Annotated in this window: 18 protein-coding genes and 2 pseudogenes; 14 read left to right on the top strand and 6 right to left on the bottom strand. The window is 72.4% G+C overall.

Features of this window, described 5'->3' with window-relative positions; translation table 11 throughout:
- Positions 1–63 precede the first annotated feature (63 nt).
- Positions 64–957 carry an aldo/keto reductase gene (locus ACQ614_RS38220; RefSeq protein ID WP_431683734.1) on the bottom strand — a complete coding sequence of 298 codons (894 nt, stop codon included), beginning with the start codon at positions 955–957 and terminating at the stop codon, positions 64–66.
- A gap of 79 nt (positions 958–1,036) precedes the next feature.
- Here ACQ614_RS38220 and ACQ614_RS38215 point away from each other — a divergent pair, with 79 nt between their 5' ends.
- From ACQ614_RS38215 to ACQ614_RS38195, 5 genes and pseudogenes are all read left to right on the top strand, one after another.
- Positions 1,037–1,474 (top strand): hypothetical protein, encoded by a 438-nt coding sequence (locus tag ACQ614_RS38215; RefSeq protein ID WP_431683733.1) that lies wholly within the window; start codon positions 1,037–1,039, stop codon positions 1,472–1,474.
- Positions 1,475–1,916: 442 nt separating this feature from the next.
- The gene (locus ACQ614_RS38210; protein ID WP_431683732.1) at positions 1,917–2,348 is read left to right on the top strand and encodes a hypothetical protein; all 432 of its coding nucleotides are present in this window, start codon (positions 1,917–1,919) and stop codon (positions 2,346–2,348) included.
- A 195-nt stretch (positions 2,349–2,543) separates the two neighbouring features.
- On the top strand, positions 2,544–2,894 hold the full coding sequence (locus ACQ614_RS38205; RefSeq protein WP_431683731.1) for a hypothetical protein: 351 nt from the start codon (positions 2,544–2,546) through the stop codon (positions 2,892–2,894).
- Between the two features lie 213 nt (positions 2,895–3,107).
- Positions 3,108–3,350, top strand: coding sequence for a hypothetical protein (locus ACQ614_RS38200; RefSeq protein WP_431683730.1), 243 nt, complete (start codon positions 3,108–3,110; stop codon positions 3,348–3,350).
- Positions 3,351–3,467: 117 nt separating this feature from the next.
- Positions 3,468–3,787: pseudogene (locus tag ACQ614_RS38195) on the top strand (transposase); the annotation flags it as partial.
- 29 nt (positions 3,788–3,816) lie between these two features.
- Here ACQ614_RS38195 and ACQ614_RS38190 read toward each other — a convergent pair.
- Positions 3,817–4,353 carry a DUF4383 domain-containing protein gene (locus ACQ614_RS38190; protein WP_431683729.1) on the bottom strand — a complete coding sequence of 179 codons (537 nt, stop codon included), beginning with the start codon at positions 4,351–4,353 and terminating at the stop codon, positions 3,817–3,819.
- A 258-nt stretch (positions 4,354–4,611) separates the two neighbouring features.
- Here ACQ614_RS38190 and sigK point away from each other — a divergent pair, with 258 nt between their 5' ends.
- From sigK to ACQ614_RS38175, 3 genes are all read left to right on the top strand, one after another.
- Complete coding sequence (sigK, locus tag ACQ614_RS38185; protein WP_431684122.1) at positions 4,612–5,196, top strand: ECF RNA polymerase sigma factor SigK; 585 nt, start codon at positions 4,612–4,614, stop codon at positions 5,194–5,196.
- A gap of 199 nt (positions 5,197–5,395) precedes the next feature.
- Positions 5,396–5,614, top strand: a complete 219-nt coding sequence (locus ACQ614_RS38180; protein ID WP_431683728.1) for a DUF6480 family protein — start codon at positions 5,396–5,398, stop codon at positions 5,612–5,614.
- A complete protein-coding gene (locus ACQ614_RS38175) occupies positions 5,608–6,660 on the top strand; it encodes a MerR family transcriptional regulator (RefSeq protein ID WP_431683727.1) in 1,053 nt (350 codons plus the stop codon). The genes ACQ614_RS38180 and ACQ614_RS38175 overlap by 7 nt, the downstream gene beginning before the upstream one ends.
- An 81-nt stretch (positions 6,661–6,741) precedes the next feature.
- Here the strand turns inward: ACQ614_RS38175 and ACQ614_RS38170 are convergent, their stop codons facing one another.
- Together ACQ614_RS38170 and ACQ614_RS38165 are read right to left on the bottom strand one after the other, a co-directional pair.
- A complete protein-coding gene (locus ACQ614_RS38170) occupies positions 6,742–7,170 on the bottom strand; it encodes an SRPBCC family protein (RefSeq protein ID WP_431683726.1) in 429 nt (142 codons plus the stop codon).
- Positions 7,171–7,440: 270 nt separating this feature from the next.
- Positions 7,441–7,929: a hypothetical protein gene (locus ACQ614_RS38165; protein WP_431683725.1), complete on the bottom strand. Its 489-nt coding sequence runs from the start codon at positions 7,927–7,929 to the stop codon at positions 7,441–7,443.
- A gap of 403 nt (positions 7,930–8,332) precedes the next feature.
- On the opposite strand from ACQ614_RS38165, the gene ACQ614_RS38160 reads away from it, so the two are divergent.
- From ACQ614_RS38160 to ACQ614_RS38135, 6 genes are all read left to right on the top strand, one after another.
- Positions 8,333–9,016, top strand: a complete 684-nt coding sequence (locus tag ACQ614_RS38160; RefSeq protein ID WP_431683724.1) for a hypothetical protein — start codon at positions 8,333–8,335, stop codon at positions 9,014–9,016.
- A 65-nt stretch (positions 9,017–9,081) separates the two neighbouring features.
- Positions 9,082–10,083 carry a pirin family protein gene (locus ACQ614_RS38155; RefSeq protein ID WP_431683723.1) on the top strand — a complete coding sequence of 334 codons (1,002 nt, stop codon included), beginning with the start codon at positions 9,082–9,084 and terminating at the stop codon, positions 10,081–10,083.
- A gap of 504 nt (positions 10,084–10,587) precedes the next feature.
- Complete coding sequence (locus tag ACQ614_RS38150; protein WP_431683722.1) at positions 10,588–10,944, top strand: helicase associated domain-containing protein; 357 nt, start codon at positions 10,588–10,590, stop codon at positions 10,942–10,944.
- A gap of 1,441 nt (positions 10,945–12,385) precedes the next feature.
- A complete protein-coding gene (locus ACQ614_RS38145; RefSeq protein ID WP_431683721.1) occupies positions 12,386–13,099 on the top strand; it encodes a transglycosylase family protein in 714 nt (237 codons plus the stop codon).
- 153 nt (positions 13,100–13,252) lie between these two features.
- Positions 13,253–13,948: a class I SAM-dependent methyltransferase gene (locus tag ACQ614_RS38140; protein WP_431683720.1), complete on the top strand. Its 696-nt coding sequence runs from the start codon at positions 13,253–13,255 to the stop codon at positions 13,946–13,948.
- A gap of 122 nt (positions 13,949–14,070) precedes the next feature.
- Positions 14,071–14,835 (top strand): SDR family NAD(P)-dependent oxidoreductase, encoded by a 765-nt coding sequence (locus tag ACQ614_RS38135; protein WP_431684121.1) that lies wholly within the window; start codon positions 14,071–14,073, stop codon positions 14,833–14,835.
- Positions 14,836–15,050: 215 nt separating this feature from the next.
- Here ACQ614_RS38135 and ACQ614_RS38130 read toward each other — a convergent pair.
- Positions 15,051–15,275: pseudogene (locus ACQ614_RS38130) on the bottom strand (hypothetical protein); the annotation flags it as partial.
- 136 nt (positions 15,276–15,411) lie between these two features.
- Positions 15,412–16,260 (bottom strand): SDR family NAD(P)-dependent oxidoreductase, encoded by an 849-nt coding sequence (locus ACQ614_RS38125; RefSeq protein ID WP_431683719.1) that lies wholly within the window; start codon positions 16,258–16,260, stop codon positions 15,412–15,414.
- Between the last annotated feature and the right edge of the window lie 9 nt (positions 16,261–16,269).

The raw sequence follows: 16,269 nt of genomic DNA, 5'->3' as shown, positions 1-16,269 counted from the left end.
CCTGGTGGTTCGTCAGGGTGTCCGGCGTGGGATGTGGTCGCGGCCGGGCCGCGTTGGTTCCGGTCAGCCGATGGGGACTTCGTTGGAGCGGGACTCGATGGCGTCGAGGGTGGCAAGCGTCGCGGCGTCGAGGGTGATCTCGCTGACCGCGATGTTGGTCTCCAGGTGGGGGGCGTCGGCGGTGCCGGGGATGAGCAGCACGTTCGGGGCGTGGTGCAGCAGCCAGGCCAGGCCGACCTGGGAGGGTGTGATGCCCAGGGACTCGGCCACGGCGTGCACCACCGGCTCGTCGGTCGCTTTGGGCAGGCCGGGGAAGGCCCCGCCGAGGGGGAAGAACGGCACCCAGGCGATGCCCTCGGCCGCGCACAGCTGAAGCATGTCCTCGTCGTCGCGGGAGACGAGACTGTAGGCGTTCTGGACGCAGACGATGCCGGCGGACAGGGCGCGGCGCAGGCCGTCGAGGGTGACGCTGCTCAGGCCGATCGCGCCGATCTTGCCTTCGTCGCGCAGGGCGGTCATCACGGCGAGCTGGTCGTCGAGGTCGACGACCTGGTCCCCCTCGGGGCGCAGCCCGGGACCGGTGTCCAGGCGGCGCAGGTTGACGACCGCGAGCTGGTCGACGCCGAGGCTGCGCAGGTTGTCCTCGACGCTGGCGCGCAGCTGTTCGGGTCGCTGTGCCAGACGCAGCGGCAGGTGACCGCCGGGGTTGGGATCGGCCCCCACCTTCGTGACGACCAGGACGTCGTCCTGGGGGCGTAATGCCTCGCGGATCACGTCGTTGGCGAAACCGAATCCGTAGAACTCGGCAGTGTCCACGTGGTCGACGCCCAGTTCGACCGCGCGGCGCAGGAGCGCGACGGCCTCGCCGCGGCGGTCGTGCAGGCGCTCGAGCTGCAATGCGCCGTAGCCGATCCGGAAAACGGTACGGGCGGCTAACGAAGCGGTCGTGGTGGTCATGACGCTGTCTCCTCGAACGGTGTTCGCAAGGCGGTGTACAAAAGTTCGGCCTGGTAGAGGGCCATTGCCGGAGGACACGGTGTTCGAGGGCGAGCAGCTCGGCCGGTGGGTCGTGGCCAGACCGGGGCCTGCCCGCGATGGATTTGCCAGACGGACGGCAGCCGGCCGGTGCGCATCGGCTCGGCCGTCGAACTCTCCGATCCCGCCCGGTCTGGAGGCCGACCAGCAGGACCTGCTGACGGCGATCGGCATCGAGGCGGACCCGAAGCTGGTGGCCGCAAAGGCGGCGGCGGAGGCGAAACCGAAGGTGTCCCGGGTGGACCGCTTCGCCCAGGGCCTGGCCGCTCTGGCGCGGTTCGTCGAGCGGGAAGTCCACGTCCGCGTCCCGCGCCCGCACAAGGAGCCGCTGGAAGTCGCAGTGGCCGGCCCCGGCGGCGAGGAGACCGTCGAGAGACGGGCGAAGCTGACGCCAGGGCAGCTGGCGCAGCTCGCCGAGCACGGCGTGGAGTGGGCGTGAACGGCCACAGCGAGGGCCTGGCGGGCGTGCACTGCGGGGGCGTCGGCTGCCACGGCGGGCACCTCCTCCCAGAGCCCTGGGACGCCACTCAGCAGCGGGCTGCACGTCGCGACCCCTGCATTGACACAGGCGCGCTTCGGCCCGACCAGCGGCGGGTGTTCGGCCGCCGGGGTCCCGACGAGCGCGCCGCCGACGCGTACGGCGACGACTACCTCGGCCCACCGCTCCGCTGGTACTGGTTGGCCGGTGGGCGGGTTGGCTTCTGCGGTGCTGAGGCGAGGCGTCCCGGCTCGGCCTGCCGGTCGGCGATAGGCTGCTGCGGCCCTGAGAAAGCCGCAACGCCGCCCGGCGTCGCCCGTGAACGCACATCGGCACCATGTGCACACCAGGCGGGCACGCCATGCAGCAGCGGCCTGCCCTGTCGCCGCTAGGCTGCACGGCCATGGACATGTTCACGGCCGTCGAACGGGTGGTGTCAGAGGCCGAGCGCCAGCTCGACGCGGGCGCGTGGGAACCGGCCGCACGCGACCTGGCGCTCGTCCGGCAGACCGCCGCGGCCCTGGACCTGGCGGTCGGCCCGGCCAACGTGCAAGAGGCCCTGCCGCGCATCGACCGCCTGGCGGGACTGCGAGAAGCCCTGGCGGCCATCGCTCTGACCGTCGCCCGCACCCACGGCCGCCTCGCCTGGTTCCTCGCCCAGTGCAGCAGCGAACTGGCGCCCGTCCTGCACTGGCGCGCCCTCCCGGCCCCCGACGGCCACGCCTTCGGCGCCGTCCTCCCCGACCTCGGCCAACTCGCCGACGCCGAAAGGGCGGTGCGCTTCCTGGCCGCCATGCTCGTCCGTACCGGCAACCGGCCCGGCACGCAGCACTGACTTCCCTCACGGGCGCTGCCCCGCCTCAACGACGCGCTCGCGGCGGTGTGTGGTGCCCGCGGGTGGTGTTGCAGGGCCGGCCGGTCGCCACACGCCCACTGGCGGGCCGGGGCAGGGTGCGGGGCGTAGCGTCGAAGATGGGGCTGTCCGGCTCTGCGGCCGCTGCGCTGGGGGAATCGACCGATCGGGGCCGCCATGGCCGACACCTTGTCCGAGCCGGCGAATCCGGAGCTGGCGCGGGAGTTTCTGGAGCAGGCTTACAACAACTCGCCGCACGTGCGGCTGACCGGTCCGGTGTCCGGCCGGCCGGTCATTTCGTTCGTCCAGGCCTGTGCGGGGCCGGTCAGCTCGGCCGAGGCGGAGCTGATGTCGGAGCTGTCCATGCAGATGGATCCGGGCGGTCTGGTGGCGGTGGACGTGTTCCGCGGCGGGACCATGGACCGCACCACCGGCCCGGCCATGGCCGCGAACGGCTGGCGGGTGCTGGCCGAGGGTGGGGAGGTCGGGGCGGGATGTCTTCGGGCGACCACGGAGCGTCGGCGATGAGGTCCGATCAGTGGTCACCGGGTTTCTGGCACACGGCTTTTGCTACTTTTCGACATATGCCTGTTGACTTGACCCTGTTCGGGTGGAAGCGTCGGTTTCAGCACCAGCGTCGCACGGGATACGGCACTGGTCGGTCAGGGATTGCGGTCCGGCAGCAGGACAGGCCGGAACAGCCTCCTTTGCGCCGGCCGCGTCCCGAGAGGCAGGTGTGACATGAGTACGCACGTGACGAGGCGTATCGCGACCGGGGTGGCGGCTGCTGCGGCGGCTGCTGCTCTCGGTGTGGGGACTGCGGCCACCGCCGAGGCGAAGATCCAGCCGGTGGACGTGTCCTGCACCAACAACGGCGGCCAGCAGCCCGGTGGCCAGCAGCCCAGCTGCACCGGCGGCGGGCTGACGCAGGACAGCGAGAACCAGAACCCCGCAACCCACGCCCCGCCAGGGCAGAACAAGTGACGTCCTGACAGGTCCGACGTCCTGACAGGTCCGACACAGGCCCCACCCGCAGCCATCCCGGGCACCGTCCTGTCGGGGTGGCTGCCACCCTGCGCGCCCCGTCCCACGACGGGCGCGGATCAACTCGCCGAATCGCATCCCACGATCACCAAGGCCTGGGTCGACACCGGCTACAAGACCCAGGCCGTCGAACACGGGGCGCAGCTCGGCGTCGACGTCGACGTCGTCCCGCGAAACTCCCAGGTCAAGGGCTTCTCGGTCGTGCCACGCAGGTGGGTGGTCGAGCACAGCTTCGCTGGATCATGATGCACCGCCGACTGGCCCGCGACTACGAGACCAAACCCGAGCACTCCGAGAGCATGATCCGCCTCGCGATGATCTCCAACCTCGCCAGGCGGGCAACGGGCGAAAGCACCATAAGCTGGCACAATCCATGAACTATCCCGCAAACGAGCAGGACGTCCTCTCAGACGGGCCCACCGGGCAGTGCGGTACGGCCCTGCGAGGCCGGCACTGCCGTGCCGCCCGCCGGACGGCCCGCCGCCTGTGCGTGGCGGTCGCGCCAGTACGGGTTGTCGTGCGGCAGCCGACCGCTGACCCGCCCGTACATGCCGAACGTCGCGATGAGCAGCCCCATGGCGAAGCTGAAGAGCACGTTGGGCATGCGGAAGGCCAGGACGTTGGCGGACGAGTCCAGCAGGGCGAGGTTGGCGAAGCCGCTGAGGACGAACAGGACCCCGACGGTGATGTTCACGGTGGAGGCGAGGTTGCCGCCGACCGCCGCACCGGCGACGAGCACGACGGCGACGACGATGGAGACCAGGCTGAGCAGGCCGTTGCTGGACAGGCCCGCGATGCGCTCGCCGTCGGTGCTGAAGAAGGACAGGCCGTCCGCCAGCCCCAGGCAGCCAAAGACCAGCAGGACCGCTCCGCACAGTCCGGCTCCGGCCCGGTACACCTGGGACAGGCGGTGGTCGACCGGGAGTTCCTCACGCAGTTTCATGGCCCGCTCCGTTCCGTCGGCATGACTCCGCCGCGCGCACCGCGCGGCGCCCCTCCCGGCTGGAAGCCTCGCTCCCGGGGATGCCGGGCCGTACTCGCAGCACTCGCGCAGCGTTTCGCCGGGGCGGCCCACGGTTCCACGGACCCGCGCTTCGGGAAAGCGGTGCAGAAAAACGGTGCAAAAACAGCGCGAGTGGGCTTGAGGGCTGAATCGCTGCAGCGTGAACGCGTGACGACGCTGACAAGGCCCCGGCCCACCATGGGATCTCCCCGCCGATCGGCAGCAGGGGAAGCCGACGAACTGTGCCGCCTCGTGACGGCGGTGGCCTGCGGCAGCGAGGAGGCGTTCGCCTCGCTGTACGACGCGCTGACGGGACCGGTGTACGGCCTCGCGCTGCGCGTCCTGCGCAATCCGGCGCACGCCGAGGAGGTGGCGCAGGAGGTGCTGCTCGAGGTGTGGCGCACCGCCGGCGCCTACCGGCCCGAGCGCGGCCGGGTGATGACGTGGGTGCTCACCGTCGCGCACCGCCGTGCCGTGGACCGCGTCAGGGCGGTGCAGGCGGCTGCGGACCGGGAGTCGCGGGTGACCTGGCAGGAACCGGCCCCGTGTGACTGCGACTCGGTCGCCGAGACGGTCGAACGGGAGCTGGACCGGGAACGGGTGCGGTCCGCGCTGGCGGGCCTGAGCGACCTCCAGCGCGAATCCGTGGTGCTGGCCTACTACGGCGGGTACTCGCACCGCGAGATCGCCGAGTACCTCGCCGTACCGTTGGGAACGGTCAAGACCCGTATACGGGACGGACTCGGTCGGATGAGGGCGGCGTTCGCAACCCACGCGGTGTGAACGGCGGTGAGCCGCATTCGCACGGCATCGCTCGGACCTCGTGCGGCCGCCCGACGGAGTGGTGAAAGTGCCGCCCGTTGGTCCTGCTCGATACGGTGCGCAAACGCTGCGAGTCCGCCGGCGGCGCCGTACGAGGAACCATGGAACCGCTCGGCCCCGTACCGCGAACGCCGCGGAAACCCGGAAGCGGGAGGACACCATGGCTCTCACCCAGCCCGCCGCAGCACAGGACCGCCCCGTGTCCGTCGTGCCGCCCACCGAGACGCCGGAGTGCGAGGCGTCGACCTGTGCCGGCATCTCCGTGCCCGAGTCGACCGAACTGCACACGGCCTGGCCCGGTTGGATCCCCCTGCTGGTCATCGCCGTCATGGTGGTGAGCTGCCTGGGCTTCCTCGTCGGACGGATCGCCGGATGGTGAACTCCCTGGGTGCGGACGGTCGTTCGCACCGCGACCCCGGCCGACCCGCGGTGCTCGGACCGCCGGCGCCCGTCGACGCGGGGGTGCCCACCGGGGGTGTGGCCCGACGCCTCGGGGTGTCGCCCACGACGGTCCGCTCGTGGGAGCGCCGCTACGGCATCGGTCCCTCGAACCGCGAGCCCGGACACCACCGCCGCTGGAGCCCCCAGGACATCGCCGTCCTGGAGGCCATGTGCCGTCTGACGGCCCGTGGCGTGCCCCCGGGCGAAGCCGCCAGGGTGGTCCTTGCGACCCAGGACGGTGCGGACGTGCGAAAGGACGCACCGCCGGCCCCCTCGAACACCCCGGACGCGCCCGAGGCCGACGGGGCCGGCCGCCCGGGCGGCAGCCGCGCGCTTCGGGTGGGAACGGTCCGCCCCGAGTGCCGCGGCCTCGCCCGGGCGGCCGTGCGCCTGGACGCGCCCGAAGTGGCCCGGATCCTGCGCGAGTCGATGGACTCCCTCGGAATCGTCGACACCTGGACACAGATCATGATGCCCGCGCTGCGCGCAGCCGGACGCAAATGGGCCGCCGAGGGCGAGCAGTACATCGAGGTCGAGCACCTGCTGTCCTGGCACGTCTCCGCCGTGCTGCGCGACGCGGCCGCGCGGCCCGCGGCGACCCGCCCGGTGCCGCCCGTCGTCCTGGCCGCGATGCCGACCGAACTGCACACCCTCCCGTTGGACGCCGTAGCGGCGGGACTGGCCGAACGCGCCCTGCCCTTCAGGATGTTGGGTGCGGCCGTTCCGCCCAGGGCACTGCTCGACGCGATGCAACGGACGGGCCCGGGCGCCGTGCTGCTCTGGTCCCAGGACCGGCGGACCGCCGACCGGGAACTGGTGCACCGGGTGACGCAGAGCGTGTGGGGCCCCCGCGGCTCCCGCAGCCGGGCCCTGGTGCTGGCCGCCGGTCCGGGCTGGAGTCGCGCCCGTCCCCCCGCCGGCACCGCCTGCCCCCGAGACCTCGTCAGCGCGCTGGCCCTGCTGGAGCAGGCCCTCGCCCTCTGAGCCGGCCCGACGGCTGTCCCACCGGCCCCGCGCGAGGACGCAGGTGTCGGCTCCGGTACGGGGTGGCTGCGTGGAACGCCGTCACGACCTGGCCAGGACCCGCGGAAGCCGCTCGGCGACGTCGTCCGCCAACTGTTCGAAAGTGCGCTTCAGGAGCGGGGCGGCGAGCCGGACGAGGCCCTTGAACCGCAGGTGGGCCCGGTATTCGACCATCGCTCCGCTCCCACTCGGACGGACGGTGATGTCGTCCGTGGCGGTGACCGTGCGGTTGTTCCCGACGAACCGCAGGCGCTGAGCGTCGTACCGGACCAGGCGGTAGTCCAGCACCGCGGTGCGGCCCCGGAAGCGCGAGGTGTTGGTCCAGCGGGACCCCACGACCACCGGGCCGGAGTCGAGCCGCACGCAGTCGACCGTGCCGGGGTCCCACTCCCTGGTGCGACCGAAGTCCGCCAAGTACGCCAGGACCTCCGGGGCGGACCGCTCGACCTCGATCCGTCGTTCCACCGACACCACAGCTCCTCCTCGGGCCGTTCTCGTCACGGCAGCCGCCTGCACGCTCGCCCGTTGTTCGGCGCAGGGCAGCGGATCGGATTGCCGGCCGGCCCGATTTCCCGGCGCGGCGGCCGCTACGGCATGTGCCGGAGCAACTGTTCCGCGGCCCCGGGCGCGGCCCGCGGCATCCGCGAGCGGCCCGCGCCCGGCATCGCTGAGCCAGCACCCGCGGATCAGCCCCGCCGCCCGGCGGGCGGCGGGGCTTCGCGCACCACCACGGGGCGGCGGCTACCCCGTGGGCAGGCTCGGCAGCTGCGCACGCGCCTGGTCCTTCACGGACAACTGCGCGCCGATCATGACCTGCGGCGAGCCGCTGCCGCTGCCTGCGCAGAAGCGCCCGTCCTTGACCGGGACGGGCAGGAAGAGCTTGCCCTCGTTGCGGGCCAGGACGAGCCGGGAACCGCTGGTGCAGTCGGCATCGGAGCCGGTCGGTGAGACCGACACCCAACTGACGGCGTGGTAGAGCGACTCGCCCGGATTGATCACCATCGATTCCTCCCTGGTGGTGATGAACCGCAAGGTGCCCAGTACACCGGTGGTGAGCTTGGTGTACGAGCCGCCCGTGCCGTCGGTCCGCACATCGGCGGGCCCGTACAGCTTGCAGGAGTACGGCAGGGTGTTGGTCACCTGGATGAGGCCGGAGTGCCGGGAGCCGCTCTCGTGCAGCTCGATCAGCTTGGCGGTGACATCGGCTGCCGACCCCGAGCCGCCACACACCGGATCCTTCGGGACGTTCGTCAAGGTGGGCCTGGCGCCGGCCACCGGCACACCGCCCTGGGTTGCGGACGCGGAGGCGGGCGCTGCGGCAGCGGGGCCCGCCGGGGCCGCCGCCGGACTCGCGTCGGACCCACAGGCAGTCAGCGCGAACGCCCCGAAAGCCACCACACCGGCCACGGTCAAGTGACGGATCTTCAAAAGAATTCTCCCGAAAGATGAACGGCCGCCCGCGGCGGGCGGGCCCACTCGCAGCACGCGGCCGAACCCTGTTCGGTTCCGCCCGTCCACCGACGTCGGTGGAACGAGCCGGCCTTCGCCGGGCGCGCCGCCTCCGGACCGGAACCGGTCGGCAGCAGGACGGTGTGCGTCGTTGGCCCGGCAGGGTGGCAACGCAGGAGGCGCAGTGGGTCTGCTGCCGATCGCGGCCGTGCCGGGACAGGCCGCACCCATGACGATCCGCATACCCGACGATGCCCTGACGAAGGTGCTCGGCAACACTCTGATCGCCCCGGACCCGGAGAGAGGGGAGGGCCGTGAACCGGCCTTCATGATCGCCCGGCGCACGATCCACACCAGCCAGCCCGACCTGGACATCCTGCGGGGCGGCCGGTCGAACCACTCGACGACCCTGGAGCGGGTGGATCAGCTGGATGCGCTGGGGATGATCTGGTCTGTGTCGGGCGCGAGGTTCGAGGCCGGCTTGGACTGGGCGCGGGTCTGGGCGAAGGGGCAGGCGGGCTCGCTCGCGGCTCCGGCGCGGGCGTCGATCGGCGGGTACGCGATCGGGACGTGGCTCGCCGAACTGCGAGCCGCCGCTCAGGTGCCTGCGGGCGAGCCGGGGGCGCTGGCGCCGGAGCGGCGACGGGAGGCGCACCGCTCGGCGGCTCACCGAGGTTACGCCACAGGTGGAACCGGTCGGCGCGAGGGCACCCGCCTCGCCCGGCCCGGTGGTCCGCCCCCGGCGCTGCCGCCGAGCAGCCTGCCGCCGCTGAGCCGGACACGGTCACCGAACCCGGCCCGGGCTTACCGCTCGGCGCCGAGACCACAGCCCCGGCCGCGTCACGAAGATCGAGTGCCCGGGGCGTGAGATGCCCGTGGGCCGCCCGAACACTAGACTGGATCGGACCTTCCGACCTCCTCGGGGAGGGTGTCATGCCCGCCGTGACCGTGGACAACGTCCTGGATCTGCCGCGTATCGCCGAGCCCGATCCGCAGGTCGCCGAGCAGCGGACGGTCACGACGGTGACCTCCGCGCCCAGCGGGTTCGAGGGTGAGGGCTTCCCGGTGTACCGGGCCTTCGCCGGTGTTCCGACACAGGCGCTCGACCCGTTCGTCCACATGGACCAGATGGGCCAGGTCGACTACGCACCGGGCGAACCCAAGGGGACGCCCTGGCACCCGCATCGGGGCTTCGAAACCGTCACCTACATGATCGACGGTCTCTTCCAGCACCAGGACTCGCACGGGGGCGGCGGTCTGATCACCGACGGCGCCACGCAGTGGATGACCGCGGGGAGCGGGATCCTGCACATCGAGACGCCGCCCGAGGCGCTGGTCGTCTCCGGTGGCCTGTTCCACGGCATCCAGTTGTGGGTCAACCTGCCCAGGGCCAGCAAGTGGAACCCGCCCAAGTACCAGAGCATCGAAGGCCCCGAGGTCACGCTGCTGTCCTCTGCCGACGGCGGCGCGCTGGTGCGGGTCATCGCCGGAGAGCTCGACGGACATGCCGGCCCCGGCTCGACGTTCACGCCGATCACTCTCGTACACGCCACCATCGCTGCCGGAGCGCGCCTGGCACTGCCCTGGCGCCCCGATTTCAACGCGCTGGTCTACGCGCTGGCGGGACACGGTTCGGCGGGGACCGAGGGTCGGCCCCTCGCCGCTCACCAGCTCGCGGTCCTCGGCGCGGGCGACGCCCTGACCGTCACGGCGAGCAGCCGGCCCGACGGCGACACGGCCGACCTGGACGTGCTGATCCTGGGCGGGCAGCCGATCCGGGAGCCGGTCTTCCAGTACGGGCCGTTCGTGATGAACACCAGGGCCGAAATCATTCAGGCCATGGAGGACTACGAGGCAGGCCGGCTCGGGGTGATCCCGGACGACGCGATCATGCCGCACACCGCGCGGGGAGCCGATCGTCGCCCGGAACGGTGACGGCAGGGCGTGGCTCCCGGAATCGTCGTTGCGCATCGTCGGCCGACCCGATACCCCTGTGCCACCGGCAGGTGGCTCCCCGGCCCCGACCTCTTCGGCGAGGCCCCGACGCGCCTGCTCACCTGAAGCGGCCCACCTCCGACTGCACACCGCCGACCCGTTCGTGCTGGAAGTCCGCGACCCGGTACACAGCAGGGTGACGGCGAGTGCGCCGCTGCACCTGCGCGACGGCTGGGCCGCCCGCACCGCCGCCCGGCTCGACCAGCTTCGCGCCGCACTCGCCGGCTACCCCTGAACGCACCCGCTGGGAAGGTGCGGGAGCCTGGGACAGCCCAGGGCCCGAGACCGCGCGATCATACGAGGCCGGACGCAGCACTCCGGCGCAGTGCAGAAAGCCTCACCACTCGGGCCGGCCTCGGAATGCCCGGCCGTCAACGCCGTCCTCGCGTCGACGGCCCGAGCGGCCATCCGGCGGGCATCGACAGCTGCTGCGCCGACGCCGGGATGGCTTGGAGAGCCCGCCAGCAGGACCTGCTGGCGGCGATCGGCATCGAGCCGGACGCCGAACTCGTCGCCGCCAAGCACGCCGCGGAGGCGAAGCCGAAGGCCTCCCGCGCCGACCGGTTCCAGCACGGCCTGGCCTCGCTCGCCGCGTTCGCCGAGCGGGAGGGCCACGTCCGCGTCCCGCGCCCGCACAAGGAGCCGCTGGAGGTCGCGGTAGCCGGCCCCGGCAGGGAGGAGAGCGTCGAGACTGTCCACGTCGGCCCCGGCGCATGGCTGAACAACCAGAAGGCCCGCCGTGCCAAGCTGACGCCGGGCCGGCTCGCGCAGCTCGCCGAGCACGGCATCGGGTGGGCGTAGGCCCGGCCTGGCGGGTGTACTGCTGGAGGCCGAGGACGCCGGCGGCTGGCAACGGCCGCCGCTCGAGCCCGCCGACGCAGACTTTCGGGCCGCCGAAGTGGCCCGCGCTTGGGAGGGTCTGTTGGAGGTCCGACGGCTGTCCGGCACCGCCGCTGCGCCGGCTACTTGGGAGCGGGCCCGTGCAATGTGGGCGGTCGCCCTCGCGCTCGAGGCCGCAAGGCTTCCGCCGTGCGAGGTGGACCACCGCGGTCGGCGCGTGCGCACCGGCTACCGCGTAGTGCCGGGCTCCACCGAGACCGAGGCCCGCGTGGAGTGGCGCGGGCCGGTGTCCTTCCGCACGCGCCAGGAAGCGGCACAGGTAGAGGAGGGGCGTCGGGGGTGGCGCGCGCGCGGCGGTGAGCGCGGCGTGCGCGGTCGCCTTCGTCGACATCCCGTACGCGGCGCTGGCGACGGTGCTGGGGGCGCGGCTGTCGGAGGCGCTCGCCGGGTGGGAGCCGTGGACGCGGGCGGTCGCGGCGCTCCTGCTGGCGGTGGTCGCGGTGCGCGGACTGTTGGGGCTGCGGCGGCCGGCACCGCGGCTGACGGAGGGTCGGGGACGGGGTCCGGCGGGGGCTCGGAGCGAGGCGTCGCGGGGACGTTCCTGCAGTTCACGGGCCTGACGATGGTCAACCCGACGACGGCACTGGACTTCGCCGCGCCGGTGACGGGAGGGGGCGGCCCGGGTGGTGCGGCGGCAGCGGGGCCGCGTTCGTGGCCGGGGTGTGCGTGGCCTCGCTGACGTGGCAGCAGTTCCTGGCGGTGGTGGGGGTGTCGATGGGGCGCGCGCCTCTCGCCGAAGGCGCGGCGACTGACCTACTGCGCCGGGTACGGGCTGGTGGGCTATTACGCTGTGCGACTGCTCTGGGCGTGATGGGTGACGGCTGTGGCTGGTGCCACCAAGACAGGTGGCGGAAGCGGGAACTCCGCTTGATTCGGTGACGGATCGTTATATGACGATCGCTTCGGGTGGAGCTCGCGGGCGGCTTCGCCGGGGCATTGGTGTGATCGGGGGCGCATTGGCGGCCTTTTCGATCATGAAAACCCCCTCAAAAGCTGTCATTTCCGGCGCGATTTCTTGATCCTTACCGCTGGTAACAGTCAACTGACCTGCGCCGTCAGGGAATCGCTTGATGACCGACCGCAACCGCCCGTAGCTTCATGGGCGGTGCAACGAGCACCACCCGGGTTCACCCCGATGCACGGCCCGCCGACTGACCCCCGGCGCGAGGGCCGTGCCCGCCGACCGGCCGAGCTCGGAACGGGCCGGCGGCGAGCGGGGAGACCGGGGCGGCACGGCACGTCGGACACGTGCCCGGCCGCCCGTCGAGTGAGGTGAGCGCAACGTGGGCCCCACCGGGGCCTGGTTCCGCATGCCTGCCCGGGGCTTGTCGAGAGGATGTTCATGACTTCCGGTCACGAGACCACCGCTGCCACCACCTCCACCAAGGCCACCACCAAGCGCAACCGAGTCCGCGTGGCCGTCGTGGCCGGCGCCGCCGTCGCGGCGCTGCCGGTGGCCGGACTCGTCTCGGCCCCCTCGGCCTCGGCCGCCTCCGCCTCGACCTGGGACGCCGTCGCCCGGTGCGAGAGCGGTGGCAACTGGTCGATCAACACCGGCAACGGCTTCTACGGCGGTCTGCAGTTCACCGCCAGCACCTGGCGGGCGTACGGCGGCACCGCGTACGCGCCGCGGGCAAACCAGGCCAGCAGGGCGCAGCAGATCGCCGTCGCCGAGAAGGTGCTCGCCTCGCAGGGCCCCGGTGCCTGGCCGGTCTGTTCCAGGAAGGCCGGTCTGACCAGGGGCGGCGCGCCGGCCCAGGTCGACACCGCCACCAAGGCCAAGCCCGCTCCCAAGTCCAAGCCCGCCCAGGCCCCAATACCCAACCGGAGCTCCACCGACGCCACGCGATCGGCGCGGACGCCGACCCCGTCGGCCCCGGTCAACTCCCCGAGGAACGGCGCCCCCACCGGCACCTACACCGTCAAGAGCGGCGACACCCTGAGCGAGATCGCGGTCAAGTTCGGCACCGACGTGCGGAGCCTGTACGCGAAGAACATCCGGACCATCGGCGGCGACCCGGACCTGATCTTCCCGGACCAGGTGCTGGATCTCTGACCCCTGGTCGGACCACGGCCGGCCACCCCTCCGAGGGGCGGCCGGCTCCGGCACGTGGGCCGCGGTGTCCAGCGCCGTGCGTGGACCCGTGCGCGGCCCTCGGCGTGCGACCGGGCGGGATCGCCCCGGTGTCCGCGTCAGTAGGCTCGCGGGGTGCCGAAGCTGATCAGTGACCGCGAGTTGACCGGTTCCCCCGTCGTCGCCAACAACACCATGAACCGCGAGCGGGGGCTGAGCGGCATCAACAGCTACGCCCGCGAACTGGGCTTCGACCCGGCGGTCCGGCTGGCCGCGGCCGGCGCGGACGCCGCCTGGCTCGACCTGTGCAGCGGCGAGGGCCGCGCACTGGTGGAGGCGGCGCGGGCGCTGCCCGCAGCGGCCGAGTTCACCGGCGTCGACCTGGTCGGCCCGCTCGCCACCCCGTCCGATCTGGCCGCGCTGCCGGCGCTGCGCCTGGTGACCGCGGCGCTCGCGGACTGGGAGCCGCGACGCCGGTACCACCTGATCACCTGCGTGCACGGCCTGCACTACCTGGGGGACCAGCTCGCCGCGATCACCCGGGCCGCCTCCTGGCTCACCCCGGACGGTCTGTTCGCGGCGCACCTGGACCCCGACTCGTTGCGGCGGGCGGACGGTTCCGCCGCCGCCCGGCCCGTGCTGGCGGCGCTGCGGGCGGCCGGGTTCTCCTACCGGGCGCGGCGTCACCTGCTGACGCTGGGGGGCGGACGCGAGGTGCGGCTGCCGTTCGACTACCTCGGGGCGGACCCGGCGGCCGGCCCCAACTGGACGGGCCAGCCGGCCGTGGCCTCGTACTACCGGGACGCGTCGCGCCACCGGGAATCGTCGTGAGGGGGCAGGCGTCCGATCATTTGTTGAACGTTGAACGCAATGTCCGAATGCCGCCGGACTCGTGATCGCCGACGTCCGATGATCGAGTCATGTCCGAGAACACGACAGCGAGTTCGGGGGAGATGACGATGAGCACGACCATGGCGGCCGGACGGCTGGCGGGCAAGGTGGCGCTGGTGACCGGCGGCAGCCGGGGCATCGGCGAGGCGGTCGCGCTGCGGCTGGCCGAGGAGGGCGCCGACGTGGCGCTCACCTACCGGGACAGCGCCGAGCGTGCCGAGGCGGTCGCGGCCAAGATCGAGGTAATGGGCCGCCGCGCCTGGGCCGTACGGGCGGACAGCGCCGACCCCGGGGCGATCCGGGAGGCCGTGGACGCGGTGGCGACGCGGTTCGGCCGACTCGACATCCTGGTGAACAACGCGGGCGTCGGCGTGGTCGGCCCGATCGAGGAGACCGACGAGGCCGACATCGACCGGGTGCTGGACGTCAACGTCCGGGGGCCGCTGCTGGCCTCCAAGGCGGCCATCGCCCACCTGGGCGAGGGCGGACGGATCGTCACCATCGGCAGCTGCATGGCCGAGCGGGTCGCCTTTCCAGGCGGCTCGGTGTACGCGACCAGCAAGGCTGCCCTGTCCGGGCTCACCAAGGCGCTGGCGCGGGAGCTCGGGTCGCGCGGCATCACCGCCAACCTGGTGCACCCCGGTCCGACCGACACCGACATGAACCCGGCCGACGGGCCGAGCGCCGACTTCCAGGCCGGCTTCACCGCGCTGGGCTCGTTCGGCACCCCGGCGGACGTGGCCGGCACCATCGCCCACCTGGCGGGCCCGGAGGGCCGGTACATCACCGGTGCCGCGATCGCGGTGGACGGCGGGTTCGCGGTCTGAGACCGGCGGGTCCTTCGGGAGCGCGGCCCCACCCGGGTGGTGAACCGCATCCGGGCAGGGCTGCGCGCCGGTCCGCGCTCGGCGCACGCCCGCGGGTCATCATCGGCGGGGGTGCCGGGAACGACCCGTCGGCAGCGGCGAAGCGGACGGCTTTCGTGGTGCCCGGCGGCGATGCCTCGCGGCACCGCCGCCGGGTGGTCGTCCCCGCCAGAGTGTCAGCAGCCGTTGAGGATGCTGGTGAGGGCGTTCTTCTCGGCGGTGTCGACGACGAGGCCGTAGTAGTACTTCACCTGGACCCGGGCGCGAACGTAGGTGCAGCGGTAGCTGGTGACGGAGGGGAGCCAGGTGGCGGGGTCCTGGTCGCCCTTGGCCTGGTTGACGTCGTCGGTGACGGCGATCGGCTGGGCCCACAGCAAGGTCAACCGACACAATTCGTTGGCCTGCGGTGACGCGGGACTTCCGAGGGGTCGGTTCCCGCCCGAAACAAGATCACTTCCCGGCTCGTCGGGCATGCGCGGATTACGCCGCCGAGGGCACCTCGGCTATCAGCGCCGCGGCCCCCGGCGGGACTTGCGATTACCTGTCGACGGCGTCGGTCACGCGCTTCCAGCTGTCCAGGTCTGCGATGCGTGCCTCCAATGCGGCGCGTATGCCCGTGGCGCCGGAGGTGCCGAGGGCCAGGCGCAGCGGAGGGTTGGGGCTGTCGACCGCGGTCCGGATGCCTGCGGCGATCCGCGCCGCGGAGGAAAACGCGGATGCCGGCAACTCTCCGATGCCTTTCTGAACCTCGCGGACGGTCTGGTCGTAGTCGGCCAGGCCGGCCGCGACATCGAGGTTGGCCAGGAAGGGGGTCGCGGTCAGCCCGGGCTGGATGATCGTGACCTTGATGCCGAGCGGTGCGACCTCGGCCACCAGCGCGTCCGACAGCCCCTCGACCGCGTGCTTGGTCGCGGCCAGCAGTCCCACGCCGGGATGGGCGGACTGCCCGTAGACGGACGAGCCCTGGAGGATGTGCCCGGATCGCTGGGCGCGGAGCACCGGCAACGTTGCGCGGAGCACGTTGAGCACTCCGAAGACGTTGGTGTCGAACACCGCGCGGATCTGCGCGTCGGAGGCCTCCTCGACAGCTCCGAACAGTCCGTAGCCGGCGTTGTTGGCCACCACGTCGATACGGCCGAACCGTGCGAGCGTGCGCTCCACCGCTTCCCGGACGGCCTGCTCGTCACGCACGTCCGCCTGGATGGGGAGCAGGCGCTCGCCGTGCACTCCGGTCAGTTCGTCCAGGGAAGCGGTGTCGCGGGCGAGCGCCGAGACGACGTCGCCGCTCTCGAGTGCCTGGAGCGTCAGTTCGCGGCCGATGCCGGACGTCGCGCCGGTGATCAGCCATGTGCGGGGGTGGGTCTGCTGGTTGGATGTTCCGTTCATGTTGCGACC

It is taken from the genome of Kitasatospora dryopteridis (assembly GCF_050749075.1).
Lineage (GTDB): Bacteria > Actinomycetota > Actinomycetes > Streptomycetales > Streptomycetaceae > Kitasatospora.
Note: the sequence above shows the minus strand (reverse complement) of the source record. Positions and strands in the feature narration are given on the sequence as shown.

Bases quoted from the DNA above. Each gene is read 5' to 3' on its own strand.
- ACQ614_RS38190 (WP_431683729.1), bottom strand. From the start codon at position 4,353: ATGAAACTGCGTGAGGAACTCCCGGTCGACCACCGCCTGTCCCAGGTG.
- ACQ614_RS38180 (WP_431683728.1), top strand. From the start codon at position 5,396: ATGGCTCTCACCCAGCCCGCCGCAGCACAGGACCGCCCCGTGTCCGTC.
- ACQ614_RS38210 (WP_431683732.1), top strand. From the start codon at position 1,917: ATGGACATGTTCACGGCCGTCGAACGGGTGGTGTCAGAGGCCGAGCGC.
- ACQ614_RS38175 (WP_431683727.1), top strand. From the start codon at position 5,608: ATGGTGAACTCCCTGGGTGCGGACGGTCGTTCGCACCGCGACCCCGGC.
- ACQ614_RS38125 (WP_431683719.1), bottom strand. From the start codon at position 16,260: ATGAACGGAACATCCAACCAGCAGACCCACCCCCGCACATGGCTGATC.
- ACQ614_RS38155 (WP_431683723.1), top strand. From the start codon at position 9,082: ATGCCCGCCGTGACCGTGGACAACGTCCTGGATCTGCCGCGTATCGCC.
- ACQ614_RS38205 (WP_431683731.1), top strand. From the start codon at position 2,544: ATGGCCGACACCTTGTCCGAGCCGGCGAATCCGGAGCTGGCGCGGGAG.
- sigK (WP_431684122.1), top strand. From the start codon at position 4,612: ATGGGATCTCCCCGCCGATCGGCAGCAGGGGAAGCCGACGAACTGTGC.
- ACQ614_RS38200 (WP_431683730.1), top strand. From the start codon at position 3,108: ATGAGTACGCACGTGACGAGGCGTATCGCGACCGGGGTGGCGGCTGCT.
- ACQ614_RS38135 (WP_431684121.1), top strand. From the start codon at position 14,071: ATGACGATGAGCACGACCATGGCGGCCGGACGGCTGGCGGGCAAGGTG.
- ACQ614_RS38145 (WP_431683721.1), top strand. From the start codon at position 12,386: ATGACTTCCGGTCACGAGACCACCGCTGCCACCACCTCCACCAAGGCC.
- ACQ614_RS38220 (WP_431683734.1), bottom strand. From the start codon at position 957: ATGACCACCACGACCGCTTCGTTAGCCGCCCGTACCGTTTTCCGGATC.
- ACQ614_RS38150 (WP_431683722.1), top strand. From the start codon at position 10,588: ATGGCTTGGAGAGCCCGCCAGCAGGACCTGCTGGCGGCGATCGGCATC.